A 13,242-nucleotide genomic window follows, 5' to 3' on the forward strand; every position below is an offset into this window, starting at 1 on the left:
AGCGGGGCGTTAGTGAGCAATTAGAGATGAGAGCATTATTCCTAATATTTTTTGCTTTTATAGTCGTCTCATGCTCTAGAGAAGTTTACCCTGCAATAGCCGGGTTTCATTTTTCAGCAGGAAACATAAGAAAAGCTGAGCTCTTGCCGGCTTTAGATGAGTACGCCAAAGAGCATGGCTTTAAAAAGCTGCAGGAAGGTGGCGGGAATATGAAGCCGGAGGTTAAAGAAAACTTCCTTTTCGCAATATACATAAATAGCCAAAGCTATGAGTTTTCTGTCAACAACGTTTTAGATAGATCTTGCTTTACAGTAGCAACATATGACAAAGCAAGAACAGGTGACGCACCTGCAATTGAACTGGCAGAATCACTTAAGAGCTGGCTATCCAAAAATTACCAGGGCTCATTTGTTGAGCACGGAGACCAGTACTGTGGTCAAACTCACTAACAAACGCAGGCAGTTTGCTACGGCCCTTCGGGCCTCCGCGGGACGGCTTACCTTGTGCACATTTTGCGCAGGTCGCTACACTCCCATTTTCGCGCCAAATGCGCACAAGATAAGCCGCCCCTGCTGCGGGCGTTAACGTCATGAAGCTTATAGAAGATCAGTCTCCGCCAGCTGCAACAACAAGGCAGTTTGTGGCTTGGGAAACTGCATACAAAGTAGAGATGCCGAGTGATTTGCTAGGATTGCTACAAATGGCAGATGGTCCATTGTATGAATGGCCAGATAAAAAATTTAGGATTAAAATTTTTGGTTGCCAACAGTCCTGCGGTATTGCAGATTCTTACCATGTTTCGGAGCGTTGCGAGGGAGGTATTCCTTTAGCTCAGGGAGATGGATACTTGGCAATTTATAAAAAGGAAAATGACCAAATTAGTGGGATCTATGTCGTTCCAGAAAATGACGTAACCTGGAGTAGCGCAGTTTACGCTTGCATGTCATTGAACGATTTATTAGCTGCCGGTAAAAGTCTTGGCGAATGGTATAAGCGTTAACAAAGCCGGGCAGTTTGCTACGGGCCTTTGGCCCTCCGCGGGACAGCTTACCTTGTGCACGTTTTGCGCAGGTCGCTTCGCTCACATTTTTGCGCAAAACGCGCACAAGGTAAGCTGCCCCTGCCGGCGGCGTTATGCATCATCTATGAAGAAGCTTTTAATCACCGCGATAGCTCTTGTGTTCTCAGGTTGTACGAGCCTGGTAGAGCATAGTAATGAAGATCATTTTTCCGAGGTATTGGGCACGCGGACTCTTACCAGAGATGCGCTACTTTGTAAAAGCAATAGGCGTAAGGTTTCCTCTAAAATTACAGACGAGATTGTTTGGCAGAAAGATAATGAATCTTGCTATTTTGGAGAAACTTCCGCGAAACTAAAAAAAGGTACAGAAGTTACTATTTTTGCCGTTCTAGAGCAGAAGCACCGAGGCATTTTTCATGCAGAAAGTTGGTATCTAGTCGGAAAAATAAGTGGAGACGAGCAGGAGTTTTACTACTTCTGGGGCAGCTCAACAACCTCGCCCGAGGCTCCTGAGTTTATATACGAACCAAAATGGCAATAATGCATAACAAACGCAAGCAGGATGCTACGGCCCTTCGGGCCTCCGCGGGACGCCCAACGCTATGCACGTTTTGTGCGGGTCGCTGCGCTCCCAGTTTCGCACAAAACGTGCATAGCATTGGTCGCCCCTGTTGCGGGCGTTAGCAATCTTTAGAGAGCAAGGATGTTCAAATTATTTAAAATCACTACGCTAACTATATTTTGCCTTGCCGGGATCTATATCTTGGGCTTTGAGTTGGGCAGGGGGCTTGGGAATCCCCAAGTGTTCGAGGAAAACTACCTACTTTTATTGGGTATTTTGTGTAGCGTAATCTTCGCGGTTTCTTTGCTTGTATCAGAGGTCCGTCGGGGCTCTAAAGCAGCTGAAATGTAAGCGCCAGCCTATGTACAGATATCCAATTGCTAACAAGGCCAGGCAGGATGCTCCGGGCCTTCGGCCCTCCGCGGGACAGCTTACCTTGTGCACGTTTTGCGCGGGTCGCTACGCTCCCATTTTTGCGCAAAAAGCGCACAAGGTAAGCTGCCCCTGCTGGCGGCGTTATGGCATGAGGCCATTTAGCTAGAAAGGAAAAATTGTGAAGGAATCCTTAAAAAGTTGGTGGTCTACGACTGAACCCCACGAGAAAAATGCATTAATTGTGCTAGGTGCAATATTTGCTGGAGTTCTCTTTCTTGTTTTAGGAATTTCGGTTGGTAAAGCCATCGCAGTACTTATATAGAAACTAGAAAAGTAGGCACCTGTCAGTGGTTTACCTACCCAGGCGCGCTCTGAATTACTGGTGTAGTACGTCGGCCATAACAAGGCCGGGCAATTTGCTACGGGCCTTCGGCCCTTCGCGGGACAGCTTACCTTGTGCACCTTTTGCGCAGGTCGCTTCTCTCCCATTTTTGCGCAAAACGCGCACAAGGTAAGCTGCCCCTGCCGGCGGCGTTATGCATTCGTTGACTAGAGGGATCTTCAAATGAGTGATAAAGGCTACATTGACAGCGATGCCGATGTTCGCGAACCTGGCCCTGAGAAGCCGAGTGCGTTTTTAATACTAAGCACCATACTTTTTACGGCGCTTAGTATGTGCGCAAATTTTGTTGGAAACCTGCTGAAAGCTGGCAGTTCTCCTGAGGTGTTTGGGTACGCAGTTGGGGGCGCAGTAGCTAGCTTGTTTTGGGGCTTTATCGTCCTATGTGTATTTCATTTCTTAACAGGATATAAAAGTCAGCGCGCTAAATTTAAGCAATTTTTAGGCTTTCAAGTTCTATATTTGTTAACCGGCATTCTTGGGATATACGATGCCGCTAGCATTGGGTAGTAATGCATAACAAACACAGGCAGTGAAGCTCCGGCCCTTCAGGCCTCCGCGGGACGTCTTACCTTATGCACGTTTTGCGCGATCGCTTCGCTCCCATTTTCGCGCAAAAAGCGCATAAGCTAAGCCGCCCCTGCTGTGGGCGTTATGTTTCCTGAAAGTTTATGCGAAGACTATTACTAATTCTCTCTTTACTAGCAGGGCTGGCAATGGCACAAAATTATCCAGATTCTTTCGATGCCGTTTCAGACAGAGTCGATTCTATTGGTTTTGATGCTCTAAGTGAAAAAGAGCAAGCGATCTATACGATTTGGTGGTTAGAAGCGGAAGTGAACAATGGTGGATTTCATCAATATTTCTGGAATTCAGCAGGTGATAATGCTGCAGTAGCTCTAAAATCCTTGAAAGATATTGGAGCAACTCAAACAGCTTCGTTGCTTCAGCAAGCTGTCAATATAGCATTCAATGGTAAGCTACCGGAATCTCGCGAAGACAGACAAATTCAATTGGAAATCGAAGAAGAGTCAAAATTTGAAAAGCTAGGAGAATTAGATTTTGAGTTCTACGAGTATTCTGAGAATTTTTACGAGCTATTGGACGACTATGTGGCAGAATAAACATAACAATCACAGGCAGTAGACGCGAAAAAGACCGCGCAACTGCTGCAAGCGTTACATGCATATGAAATACATCGTACTAATTCTGATAACTCTGACTAGCTCTGCATTTGCTGAGGTAGATTTGGTCAAGGTAGATAAATCTGAGAGCAGGCTCTATCTAATTGATGGAGAAAAAGTGGTGCGTGAGTATCATGTTGCTTTCGGCAAAAACCCAAAAGGCCATAAGCAGCAAGAGGGTGATGAAAGAACCCCTGAAGGTAGGTATATCCTAGATTACAAAAAAGAAGATTCGTCTTTCTATCGAGCTATGCATATCTCTTATCCAAATACTCAGGATAAAGATAATGCAGAAAGGATCGGCGTGTCTCCTGGCGGTTTCATAATGGTTCACGGCCAGAGAAATTGGCTGGGTTGGTTTGCACCAATCACTCAGCGTTTCAATTGGACTAATGGCTGCATAGCATTAACAAATAGAGAGATGGATGAGTTCATGAGCTTAGTGAAGGTCGGTACTCCGATCGAAATCCAGTGGTAAGTGGCATGTAACAAAGCGCTGCAGGCCGACGTCTAACTTTGTGCACTTTATGCACGGTCGCTTCGCTCCCATTATTGCGCATAAAGCGCCCAAAGTTAGCCGCGGCTGAGCGCGGCGTTATGTGAGTACAGACTGTTGAGCAAGATTTTTATCTACATCTCGACTTTAGTAATTTGTGGGTGTACGGGAATTCTTGATCACGCATATGTTGTGTTCGATGAGGATCTTCAAAGATTAAAGGGAAAGCCAATAGATGACGCTTATATCTTTAATCTTGGCTATTTGAAAGATGAGACTCCAAGTAGTACCGAGGGCCTGAGCAATGGTAATTTGCTAAATTTGTATAAAATCCAGTATGCGACTCGAGAAAGTATGCTCAGTTCAAAAAAGAAAGTGTGGCACTGCATCGTGAGTATTGAGTTTGAGCCGTTGAAGAAAACGGTAGTTCAAGCAAGTTCTTACGGAGAAGGGTGTTGGCGCAACTATTAGCCACACATAACAAGCAGCGGCAGAGCGACAGCCAACGCTACGCACCTTTTGTGTTACTCGCTGGCGCTCAAACATTAACACAAAATGCGCTCCGCGCTGGCTGCGCCTGCGCTGGGCGTTATGCGGTAGAGAGTATTAACCCAAGGATAATTTATGAGTTGTGTTTTTGAGTGTGATCATGTAGTTCAAAAATTTTCTGGTTCTACAAGGATTGAATCCAAGGAAAAAGAAGAGTTTATTACACAATACAGGTCTGCAATTGCAGAAACAAAAGGAGTCTCCGGGGTTGTCTATATTCTAAAAACAGAGAGGCCTATACCGAGAATAAAAGGTGAAAGTGAAATTTTATATATCGGTGAAACGAAGCATGATGTTTGGAGTAGATATTGTGCTGAAGAAGACGCCAACGAATTTTGGTCTGTATATAGCCACTCCTTAGCTAATTATGGTGCAATTTACGTGGATGTTTACCAAACATCCAATAATAAGAAAACTGAGAACATATTTCTCCGTCAGTACTATCAGTCGCACCTTGAACTCCCTCCAATAAACCGGAAGGGGTAGTTTCTGAGACCTCGCAGCGCATAACAAAGCGCTGCATCCGACAGCTTACTTTGCGCACCTTTTACGCAGTCGCTGTCGACTCCTATTTTCGCGCAAAAGGTGCGCAAAGTAAGCTGCGGCTGAGCGTGGCGTTATGAGCTAAATCGATGAGTACTGTTGAACAAATAAGGTCTCTTAATAGAGGCGAATACACAGCCATAGTAATAGGCTTTATTTCCACGCTCGCCCCTGGGGTTCTTATTCTGTGCTTATTCAGTCGCGAGTTATTTTTAGAAATATCATCATTGAAGTTAATTCTCTTAGCTTTTGCCATAAGCCTACCCTGGGTCTTAGCTAATTTTATCGTTGCTTTCATAGCTAACTTGCGAAATCCAAATGGCACTATCACGTCCATGATAGGTTCTTCAGTATTTTATGGTGCCATAAACGCGTCTTTGGTTCTTTACTTGTCTATTGCAGTTACGTTTTTGCTAAATAAAAATGCACTATTTCTAGTTGCTCTAGGCGTTGTAAGTAACGTTGTTTTGGCTGCTATTTATTTTTATGGTTATTCTGGGTACCTTAAACGGGCAAATGCTCATAACAAATCAAAGCAGTCGGACGCGCAAAAAACGCGCGCCTCTGTTTGAGGCGTTAGCAGCTAGATCTCGCGATGAAGAAAAAATTGGCATTGAGCTTTGTTTTAGGGTGCGGCTGCACACTATTGCTCTTTATTTTTATGGCAGGTCTCATTGAGGTTCAAGAAAGTGGAGCCGGTAGCGATATGAAATTTGTCGTTCTCGATGACGGCGTCATTTGCTCCTTTCCTTTACTGCCTGAAAGAAATTTAATTGATGAGCCATGTTCTTGCTGGTTTCTAGGGGAAGGCGAGGGCTTTAGAGGTTGGGGTAACGGATGCAATGCGCTTCACTTGAGTAGTGAAGAATTGGGTAAACTACCAAAGTGTGGTGCCAGGTAAGGCTGCTAACAAGGCCGGGCAATTTGCTACAGGCCTTCGGCCTTCCGCGGGACAGCTTACCTTGTGCACATTTTGCGCGGGTCGCTGCGCTCCCATTATCGCGCAAAATGCGCACAAGGTAAGCTGCCCCTGCCGGCGGCGTTATATTTCATGAAAGCAATTAGCGAAAATTTTAGGAAAATAATTCCGGCGCTATTTCTAGGACCGCTGGCCATAATTCCCGCGTTTATTTTTTATGCCATTTTCATGAGGCTAATTTCTGAGCCAAATTCAGAGATCGGAAGCGTAGCAGGCCTGTTCATTCTGGGAGGCCTGGTCATAGCTTACGTATCCACACTGATTTTAGGTGTGCCAGTAGCTTTGATATTGAGTAAGCTTGGCAAGTTCACCCTTCCAAACCTTTTAGTATATGGCTTTGTTTTGTCGATGATTTATAGTTTGTTTGTGGGGTGGTCGCTCGGCTTTTTCCTGTTTTTATTGTATTTTGTTGGTGCGGTAGTCTTAGGGTGTTGGCTCATATATCGTGCCATGTAAAATATAACAATCACAGGCAGTGAAGCTCCGGCTCTTCGGGCCTCCGCGGGACGTCTTACCTTATGCAATACGGAACTAGAATATGTACTTTCAGTATTTGCAGTATCTCTACATCTTTGTATGGCTGGTTTGTGCTTATCTAGCATACAAAATAGTTAAAGTAGAATACCTTCTATTTCGTATAAATTTCGCGCGCAGTGAGAATAAAGCAGCATTTTTAGGGTATTGGCTAGCGCGCATTCTGGTTGTGGTTGGCGTCATAGCTGGCGCCGTATACGCTAGCAAGTTGTTTAGCAACTATACGGCTGAACTACAGAGCCGCGCAAAATCGGAGCTTACTTCTAGCAGCTCACCAAACAGAATGTATTGCATTAAAAAGGTTGCAGGATACTTTCAAGAAAATATTTTGGTGCAAAAGTATTTTGTTCCTTCTTACTACCAAACCTGCTTAGAAGTTACGCCCCATTTTTCGGTTAAAAATTTCTGCGGTTCAGTAAGAGATGAATATAGTTATCGCGAAAAATGCCATGAATCAGGCTTAAGCAGAGAGCAGTGTGACGTACTCTATAAAATCGCTTGGAGGCACTGTGCGGTCAATGCATAACAAAGCGCTGCAGGCCGACAGCTTACTTTGCGCACCTTTTGCGCGGTCGCTATCGCTCCCATTTTCGCGCAAAATGCGCACAAAGTAAGCTGCGGCTGAGCGCGGCGTTATGTGCTCCGTAACTGATAGGCTTCTCGCTAATCTATGACATATATTTTTGAAATTCTGGCGGGCGCTCTACTAGTTCATCTAGCACTTTGTGTTTTTTATACAAAAGAGCTGATCGAGTATCCAATTTTAAATCGCCTTGGAAAGGTGGTGAAAGGATCTATATTGTGGCTCTTTCCACTGTTAGGGCCGATTTACATTTGGCATTACTTAAGTCTAGGTCCGGTAGCCAACAATCAATCTGATAATAGATTCCAGCTTGAAGATTCGCATGCTGAACACCCATGAAGCACATAACAAGCGCAAGCAGTATGCTACGGCCCTTTGGGCCTCCGCGGGACGCCCAACGCTATGCACATTGTGTGCGGGTCGCTGCGCTCCCAGTTTCGCACAAAATGTGCATAGCATTGGTCGCCCCTGTTGCGGGCGTTAGAGTTTCATGGAGTGCTTTTATGGATTCACCCTACTTTAGTCTTAAGGGTAAAATAAATCGTAGGTCCTATGCTTTATTCGGGGTCGTTGTTCCAAGTATATTTTTTTTCGCATCGTATACTTCAACCCTGCTTGTGAATAATCACCTATTTTCCCTGAGTGCCGGAATTGGAGAAATTGCAGATTATTTGATTCTTTTTTTAACTGCTGGTTTAGTTTTGGCGCCAACTGTAAAAAGACTTCATGATGTTGGACTAAGCGGTTGGTTTTGTGTGTCCGTCTTCATCCCGAATCTCGGGTTAATTCCAATGGTGCTTTTAGTTTTTTGGCCCGGTAAGTCAACGGAGTGTTCGGAAAGTGCGGAGGGCGGTAAACTCTAACAATCGCAGGCAGTTTGCTACGGCCCCTGACGGGGCCTCCGCGGGACGCCCAACGCTATGCACATTTTGTGCGGGTCGCTGCGCTCCCAATTTCGCACAAAATGTGCATAGCATTGGTCGCCCCTGCTGCGGGCGTTAAATTCCTATTAGAAGAGATAATAAGTATGAAAAGAGTAATCTTTTTAATTTTCGCATTGATTACAGCTAGTGCTACAGCTCAAGAGTTTGTATACACGCACGAAAAATCTGGATTATCGATCAAGAACATTTCAGGGGTAAACAGCATTGAATCCAGCGGAGATCGGATCTCATTCCAGCTCGAGGATAATCGTTTCATGGTCACAGGATTGCTGCTTCCTGCATCAAAAAATAGTGCGTTTCCTATGGCGGAAAAAATGAATGAGTTGCTGTCTAAATCCATTAAGAAGCGTTATCCAGATTTAGAAGTAACTGATAGGTCCGATGTAAATGTTAATTTTGCAAATAAGCCAATTATGGGGTCGCTCTATCAGTCTCGATATAATTCGGGCACCATGGATCTATGCGATCTCAATGTGGTCCATCCAGTTGAGAACAATTATTACTTAATTATCACGTTAACAACGGCTGATATCGGCTGCGCCGATCATTACGATACTCTTATGAGCAATCTAAGATCTATATACCAGCAGGTTCACACGACAAAAATTTAACAAACGCAAGCAGTATGCTCCGGCCCTTCGGGCCTCCGCGGGACGCCCAACGCTATGCACATTTTGCGCGGTCGCTACGCTCCCATTATCGCGCAAATGGCGCACAACGTTGGGCGCCCCTGTTGCGGGCGTTATGTGCAGTAAGGAAAATAATTTGAAGTCATCAGAGAAGAGACCAGTTTTAGTCTGGCTAATATTTTTATGGTTCGTAGTGACTGGGATATTTGCTCTTTATCAGTTGTACGCACTTTATTCTGGAAATATAGAAATTCCTGCAGGCATGGAGAAACCCGAGGGCGTACTTTACTACTTCAAAGGAATTTTTGGCGTAGTTCTTGCTGTGCTCGCTGCAACTCTGCTGTTTCTAAGAAAGTCAGCGTCACGCTGGTTGTTTCTAGGGCTGTTTATTTTCACTGTGGTATCAGGAGTATTCACGCTTTTCACTCATGAATTTCCAGAAAATCAATTCACTCTGATAAAGTATATCTCCGTAACTACTTGGATAATTTACGGCCTTATTGTGTGGTATGTGTTCACGCTTGAGGAAAAGGATTACTTCGTAGAGAGGCGCACATAACAATCAGCGGCAGAGCGACAGCCAACGCTACGCGCCTTTTGTGTTACTCGCTGTCGCTCAAACATTAACACAAAAGGCGCTCCGCGCTGGCTGCGCCTGCGCTGGGCGTTATGTGAGGTAGAAACAAAATGAATGTTTGGCGGAAAGAATTTGGAAGTCTGGCTATTAAGTATCCATATCGAGTAGGAATGTTGCTGTTTTTTAGTCAGACGGGAGCAGTTCTTCTAACCTTATTTCTCGTTTCTCTGTATATGAAGCATGCCATAGACTCTTTAGTCGTTGGGGCAATGGTATTATCTCAATTGTTAATTGCTCCATTGCAAGTATCGAGTTTTAGAAAGTTCGGAAGGCAAGAAAATTAACTTTCTCAGAAATGGCCACATAACAATCGCAGGCAGTAAAGCTCCGGCCCTCCGTGGGACGGCTTACCTGCGCTTCAGCCGCCCCTGCTGCGGGCGTTGGCAGTAGTACCATGAATCGGCGAATTCGATTAATCGGAATTTTTTGCCTTATATTTCAGGTCAGTGGATGCACCTACTATGTCGTCTCATTTAAGGATGTCAGTGATGACGTGCCGTTTTCTAAAGCTGTTGGAATTACTGTAGAGACGACACAAGATCTAATAATTTATGGCTACAATCTTGATTCAATTCCCGGAAAGAAAATTCATGAGTATTCAATAACAAATTTTCCAGGACCAAGAAATAGATACGTTCTATATCGAGACCGTGTGCCTTCGGGTTCAAAGCTCAACGTTGTCGCAGTACGGCGTTGCAGTGATTGTTTTTTAGATTCTTCACCAAGAGTTAAGATAGAAATTCAATCTTCCTATTTTGGTGAAGTTTATCAAGTGCCTATATATGTAGATGAAAAATTTCTCGTTAAGAGTTGGTCCAGCGAAAGTAAGCCAGTAGAAATAAATAGTGAGTACTTTTCACGTGTTGATTAAAGTCTTTGGAAACTGATGCAGGCCGCTCCTAAAAATGGCTGCAGGCTTACGGCTAAATTTGTGCGCTTTATGTGCAGTCGTTTCGCTCCCATTACCACGCAAAAAACGCCCAATGGTATCCGTATCTGATCGCGGCGTATTGCGCAAATATTTTTCAATGGAGTAGGTTGGAATGACAATCTTAGTGCTTGGATGTATTGTGTTTCTAATTGGATTGGGACTGATGAGAAATGAAAAAATGAATGTTCTCTTAAAGTCTAGAGACTATGAAATATGGAATACAGTGATGCAGCCTCAGCCAAGTGGCTATGTCGACTCATTTGGGACTATTCAGCTGTTCACATGGATTCTCTCACGCGGCTATGAAAAATCCTCCAGCGAGGAAGTAAGAGCCTTGGGCCATAAAGCCATACGTCGAGCAAGGTTGTCTAAATACTTTATGCTTACCGGTATTGTATTTGTAGTGGTGGGATTTTTTGTTGCACTAATGTATTCAGGTTAATTTCACGCGTATAGCAAGGGTATCCTTATGTAGCATTTTCTGTTGCGGATTTTGTGTTTGTTAACGCAAAAATCCTCACTCCAAATGTACAGTGAAACACAGCGTTATCTGTTCATGCCGCGTCAATGAAGAAAATGAAAAATATAGCAATCTTTATGGCGCTTGGCTTATGTCTATTTATGGTTAATGCCAGTGGGCAAAGTCAGGTGTCGCCGAATCCCAATGCAAGCTCCAACATGAATATGCTTGTACCAATCATCAAGGCACAGCTAGAAGCATTAGGTAATCCTGAGCTGTTGAAGGCGCAGGCAAAGTACTTCAGAGAGTTGTATCTATCTCTCAAAAAGCAAGGGTTTACTGAAGAACAGGCAATGCAAATAGTGGTGGCTCTAGCTTCATCACGGACTACAACGTGATTGCCGCATCAGTACATAGCAATCGGAGGCAGTAAAGCTACGCACGTTTCCGTACGAGTCGCTGTGCTCCCAATTTCGCACAGGACGTGCATAGTATTGGTCGTCCCTGTTGTGGGCGTTAGTTGGAAAAATTCTCAACGTCATGAGATTGATATGAAGATATGCATTGAAACTGAAGTAAAAGCACCGCTAGGCACCGTCTGGGACGCATGGGTAACACCAAAAGATATAACAAGCTGGAACTTTGCTGTAGACGAGTGGTGGTGTCCTAGAGTAGAGCTAACTTTAGAGGTGGGTGGCAAATTTAATTACCGAATGGAAGCAAGAGATGGTTCAACCGGGTTCGATTTTGAAGGAACGTTTACCAAGCTAGAGCCCAGAAAATATGTTCATTTTCAGCTTGACGACAGTCGGGTCGTAAAAGTTGAATTCATAGAAGCTGAAAATGGTGTCAGAATCCTGGAAACATTTGATGCAGAAGACGAGAATTCTGCTGACCAGCAAAAGCAAGGGTGGCAGAGTATTCTTAACAATTTCAAAAAGCACGTTGAAAAAACTGCTACTGACAAGCGGTTGTAGTCGCCGCGGAAGACGCGGCCGGGACGGCCTTCCCTACGCTGCAGTCGCTCCTAAATCGACTGCTATCTTTAATACGGAATCATTTTCCTGTGAAATATTTAATACTCTTGTTTCTCCTCATTCCTTTACATGGGTATAGTTCGGGCAAGAGTATCCCAGAAGCATATTGGGGTACTTGGGATAGGCATTGTAAGCATGGAATAGCGGCTACTGACTCTATTGTACATATCCGAGAAGATGTCATTTATGGGTATGAAGAAAAGAAAGATATATTGAGCGTTGCCTTTTCAGACGAAAACAAAATTGAAGTTGAATATATCTTTATCTACGATGGGGTTGAGAACACTGGGTCTTATAAATGGGAGCTTCGTGGTCAGTCTCTAGTTAGTATTCATCCAAAAACAGGTAATGAGTGGGTGATCCATAAATGCGAAGCTTATGAGCCCTAAACAAAAAATAGTAAGGCCTGGCAATAGCTGCGGGTCGGAGGCCCTCCGCGGGAAAGCTTACTTCGTGCGAATTTTGCGCAGGTTACTAGGCTCCCACTTTTGCGCAAAATGCGCACAAGGTAAGCTGCCCCTACTGGCGGCGTTAAGTGCGATGGGAGTAATTTCATGAAAGAGACGCAGGTCCTTACACGCTACAAGGCTTGGGCAGACGACCTGTTCCTGTCAGCATTATCTAAGCTTCCCGATACGGAGCTTATCGCACCGCGTCCAATCGTCTTTGGTAGCTTGGTTCGCACGCTCAACCACACCTACCAAATGGATCATGTCTGGAAATGTCACCTGCTAGGCAAACCTCACGGCTTAACCACTCGCAACCCCGAAGATTGTCCGGATTTGGAGGAGTTGATTGTAAAGCAGCGCAGTATAGATGAATGGTATGTTAACTACGCCGACACAATCGCAGAGAGGGAATTGGAAGAGATTGTAGAATTCGAGTTTATTGGCGGTGGGGCAGGACAAATGGATCGTCGGAATATCCTACTGCACGTCGTAAACCATACTACCTACCACCGTGGTCACGCTGCTGGCATTCTCTATCAGCTCGATGTTTCGCCACCAGTTACTGACTTCCCGGTGTTCCTGCGGGAGACTTCAGATGTCACTTAACAAGTCGGTCAAGTTCGTTCCTGCCTTAGGCCTCCACCGGACGTCCCCGATGGTCCGTCGCTTAGCTTGGCGTTAGTTGTAGAAGGACATCATATGAACAAGCCGGAGAAGAAGAAAATTAAATCTGAAGATAAAATCGGTTTTGGAATCGCTATTGGCGTTGCTATTGGTGCTGCCATAGGAATAAGTCTACAGGAAAAAAACAAGAATGATTCTGGTAGATAGAATATATCCCAAGCAAGTAACAACTAGCCATCGCAGTTAGCTTGCTCTGAACCCAGCCCGCTTTTGTTCGTTTAGCACGGTCGCTTGGTTCCAGGTTC

Annotated in this window: 21 protein-coding genes; all 21 read left to right on the forward strand. The window is 44.7% G+C overall.

All coding sequences use genetic code 11. The features are described 5' to 3' along the window. Positions 1-26 precede the first annotated feature (26 nt). Positions 27-449, forward strand: a complete 423-nt coding sequence (locus GTQ55_RS05410; protein ID WP_161857818.1) for a hypothetical protein — start codon at positions 27-29, stop codon at positions 447-449. Between the two features lie 140 nt (positions 450-589). Beyond that, the gene (locus tag GTQ55_RS05415; RefSeq protein ID WP_161857819.1) at positions 590-1,000 is read left to right on the forward strand and encodes a hypothetical protein; all 411 of its coding nucleotides are present in this window, start codon (positions 590-592) and stop codon (positions 998-1,000) included. Between the two features lie 145 nt (positions 1,001-1,145). Next, the gene (locus GTQ55_RS05420) at positions 1,146-1,562 is read left to right on the forward strand and encodes a hypothetical protein (RefSeq protein WP_161857820.1); all 417 of its coding nucleotides are present in this window, start codon (positions 1,146-1,148) and stop codon (positions 1,560-1,562) included. A gap of 961 nt (positions 1,563-2,523) precedes the next feature. Next, positions 2,524-2,868, forward strand: a complete 345-nt coding sequence (locus tag GTQ55_RS05425; protein WP_161857821.1) for a hypothetical protein — start codon at positions 2,524-2,526, stop codon at positions 2,866-2,868. Between the two features lie 206 nt (positions 2,869-3,074). Then, a complete protein-coding gene (locus GTQ55_RS05430; protein ID WP_161857822.1) occupies positions 3,075-3,482 on the forward strand; it encodes a DMP19 family protein in 408 nt (135 codons plus the stop codon). Between the two features lie 64 nt (positions 3,483-3,546). Continuing rightward, positions 3,547-4,020: a L,D-transpeptidase family protein gene (locus GTQ55_RS05435; RefSeq protein ID WP_161857823.1), complete on the forward strand. Its 474-nt coding sequence runs from the start codon at positions 3,547-3,549 to the stop codon at positions 4,018-4,020. Between the two features lie 642 nt (positions 4,021-4,662). Continuing rightward, on the forward strand, positions 4,663-5,073 hold the full coding sequence (locus GTQ55_RS05440) for a hypothetical protein (RefSeq protein WP_161857824.1): 411 nt from the start codon (positions 4,663-4,665) through the stop codon (positions 5,071-5,073). A gap of 146 nt (positions 5,074-5,219) precedes the next feature. Further along, entirely contained in the window at positions 5,220-5,702 is a 483-nt protein-coding gene (locus tag GTQ55_RS05445; RefSeq protein WP_161857825.1) for a hypothetical protein, read from the forward strand. 23 nt (positions 5,703-5,725) lie between these two features. Further along, a complete protein-coding gene (locus tag GTQ55_RS05450) occupies positions 5,726-6,031 on the forward strand; it encodes a hypothetical protein (RefSeq protein WP_161857826.1) in 306 nt (101 codons plus the stop codon). A 150-nt stretch (positions 6,032-6,181) separates the two neighbouring features. Beyond that, a complete protein-coding gene (locus GTQ55_RS05455; RefSeq protein WP_161857827.1) occupies positions 6,182-6,565 on the forward strand; it encodes a hypothetical protein in 384 nt (127 codons plus the stop codon). A gap of 82 nt (positions 6,566-6,647) precedes the next feature. Next, complete coding sequence (locus GTQ55_RS05460; protein ID WP_161857828.1) at positions 6,648-7,169, forward strand: hypothetical protein; 522 nt, start codon at positions 6,648-6,650, stop codon at positions 7,167-7,169. Between the two features lie 560 nt (positions 7,170-7,729). Next, on the forward strand, positions 7,730-8,089 hold the full coding sequence (locus GTQ55_RS05465; RefSeq protein WP_161857829.1) for a DUF805 domain-containing protein: 360 nt from the start codon (positions 7,730-7,732) through the stop codon (positions 8,087-8,089). Positions 8,090-8,253: 164 nt separating this feature from the next. Next, a complete protein-coding gene (locus tag GTQ55_RS05470) occupies positions 8,254-8,781 on the forward strand; it encodes a hypothetical protein (protein WP_161857830.1) in 528 nt (175 codons plus the stop codon). Positions 8,782-8,935: 154 nt separating this feature from the next. Beyond that, entirely contained in the window at positions 8,936-9,358 is a 423-nt protein-coding gene (locus GTQ55_RS05475) for a hypothetical protein (protein WP_161857831.1), read from the forward strand. Between the two features lie 571 nt (positions 9,359-9,929). Next, positions 9,930-10,307, forward strand: a complete 378-nt coding sequence (locus GTQ55_RS05480; RefSeq protein WP_161857832.1) for a hypothetical protein — start codon at positions 9,930-9,932, stop codon at positions 10,305-10,307. A 172-nt stretch (positions 10,308-10,479) separates the two neighbouring features. Next, a complete protein-coding gene (locus GTQ55_RS05485) occupies positions 10,480-10,809 on the forward strand; it encodes a hypothetical protein (RefSeq protein WP_161857833.1) in 330 nt (109 codons plus the stop codon). Between the two features lie 125 nt (positions 10,810-10,934). After that, positions 10,935-11,225 (forward strand): hypothetical protein, encoded by a 291-nt coding sequence (locus GTQ55_RS05490; protein ID WP_237567839.1) that lies wholly within the window; start codon positions 10,935-10,937, stop codon positions 11,223-11,225. 153 nt (positions 11,226-11,378) lie between these two features. Further along, entirely contained in the window at positions 11,379-11,804 is a 426-nt protein-coding gene (locus GTQ55_RS05495) for an SRPBCC domain-containing protein (RefSeq protein WP_161857834.1), read from the forward strand. 89 nt (positions 11,805-11,893) lie between these two features. Then, positions 11,894-12,253 (forward strand): hypothetical protein, encoded by a 360-nt coding sequence (locus GTQ55_RS05500; protein ID WP_161857835.1) that lies wholly within the window; start codon positions 11,894-11,896, stop codon positions 12,251-12,253. A gap of 165 nt (positions 12,254-12,418) precedes the next feature. Beyond that, on the forward strand, positions 12,419-12,919 hold the full coding sequence (locus tag GTQ55_RS05505) for a DinB family protein (protein ID WP_161857836.1): 501 nt from the start codon (positions 12,419-12,421) through the stop codon (positions 12,917-12,919). A gap of 93 nt (positions 12,920-13,012) precedes the next feature. Continuing rightward, positions 13,013-13,144, forward strand: a complete 132-nt coding sequence (locus GTQ55_RS18040) for a hypothetical protein (protein WP_260182314.1) — start codon at positions 13,013-13,015, stop codon at positions 13,142-13,144. Positions 13,145-13,242: the final 98 nt, after the last annotated feature.

Source organism: Microbulbifer hydrolyticus, from assembly GCF_009931115.1.
GTDB classification, from domain to species: domain Bacteria; phylum Pseudomonadota; class Gammaproteobacteria; order Pseudomonadales; family Cellvibrionaceae; genus Microbulbifer; species Microbulbifer hydrolyticus.

Bases quoted from the DNA above. Each gene is read 5' to 3' on its own strand.
- GTQ55_RS05435 (WP_161857823.1), top strand. From the start codon at position 3,547: ATGAAATACATCGTACTAATTCTGATAACTCTGACTAGCTCTGCATTT.
- GTQ55_RS05445 (WP_161857825.1), top strand. From the start codon at position 5,220: ATGAGTACTGTTGAACAAATAAGGTCTCTTAATAGAGGCGAATACACA.
- GTQ55_RS05420 (WP_161857820.1), top strand. From the start codon at position 1,146: ATGAAGAAGCTTTTAATCACCGCGATAGCTCTTGTGTTCTCAGGTTGT.
- GTQ55_RS05490 (WP_237567839.1), top strand. From the start codon at position 10,935: ATGAAGAAAATGAAAAATATAGCAATCTTTATGGCGCTTGGCTTATGT.
- GTQ55_RS05465 (WP_161857829.1), top strand. From the start codon at position 7,730: ATGGATTCACCCTACTTTAGTCTTAAGGGTAAAATAAATCGTAGGTCC.
- GTQ55_RS05410 (WP_161857818.1), top strand. From the start codon at position 27: ATGAGAGCATTATTCCTAATATTTTTTGCTTTTATAGTCGTCTCATGC.
- GTQ55_RS05495 (WP_161857834.1), top strand. From the start codon at position 11,379: ATGAAGATATGCATTGAAACTGAAGTAAAAGCACCGCTAGGCACCGTC.
- GTQ55_RS05460 (WP_161857828.1), top strand. From the start codon at position 6,648: ATGTACTTTCAGTATTTGCAGTATCTCTACATCTTTGTATGGCTGGTT.
- GTQ55_RS18040 (WP_260182314.1), top strand. From the start codon at position 13,013: ATGAACAAGCCGGAGAAGAAGAAAATTAAATCTGAAGATAAAATCGGT.
- GTQ55_RS05425 (WP_161857821.1), top strand. From the start codon at position 2,524: ATGAGTGATAAAGGCTACATTGACAGCGATGCCGATGTTCGCGAACCT.
- GTQ55_RS05505 (WP_161857836.1), top strand. From the start codon at position 12,419: ATGAAAGAGACGCAGGTCCTTACACGCTACAAGGCTTGGGCAGACGAC.
- GTQ55_RS05430 (WP_161857822.1), top strand. From the start codon at position 3,075: ATGGCACAAAATTATCCAGATTCTTTCGATGCCGTTTCAGACAGAGTC.
- GTQ55_RS05440 (WP_161857824.1), top strand. From the start codon at position 4,663: ATGAGTTGTGTTTTTGAGTGTGATCATGTAGTTCAAAAATTTTCTGGT.
- GTQ55_RS05470 (WP_161857830.1), top strand. From the start codon at position 8,254: ATGAAAAGAGTAATCTTTTTAATTTTCGCATTGATTACAGCTAGTGCT.
- GTQ55_RS05450 (WP_161857826.1), top strand. From the start codon at position 5,726: ATGAAGAAAAAATTGGCATTGAGCTTTGTTTTAGGGTGCGGCTGCACA.
- GTQ55_RS05485 (WP_161857833.1), top strand. From the start codon at position 10,480: ATGACAATCTTAGTGCTTGGATGTATTGTGTTTCTAATTGGATTGGGA.
- GTQ55_RS05415 (WP_161857819.1), top strand. From the start codon at position 590: ATGAAGCTTATAGAAGATCAGTCTCCGCCAGCTGCAACAACAAGGCAG.
- GTQ55_RS05455 (WP_161857827.1), top strand. From the start codon at position 6,182: ATGAAAGCAATTAGCGAAAATTTTAGGAAAATAATTCCGGCGCTATTT.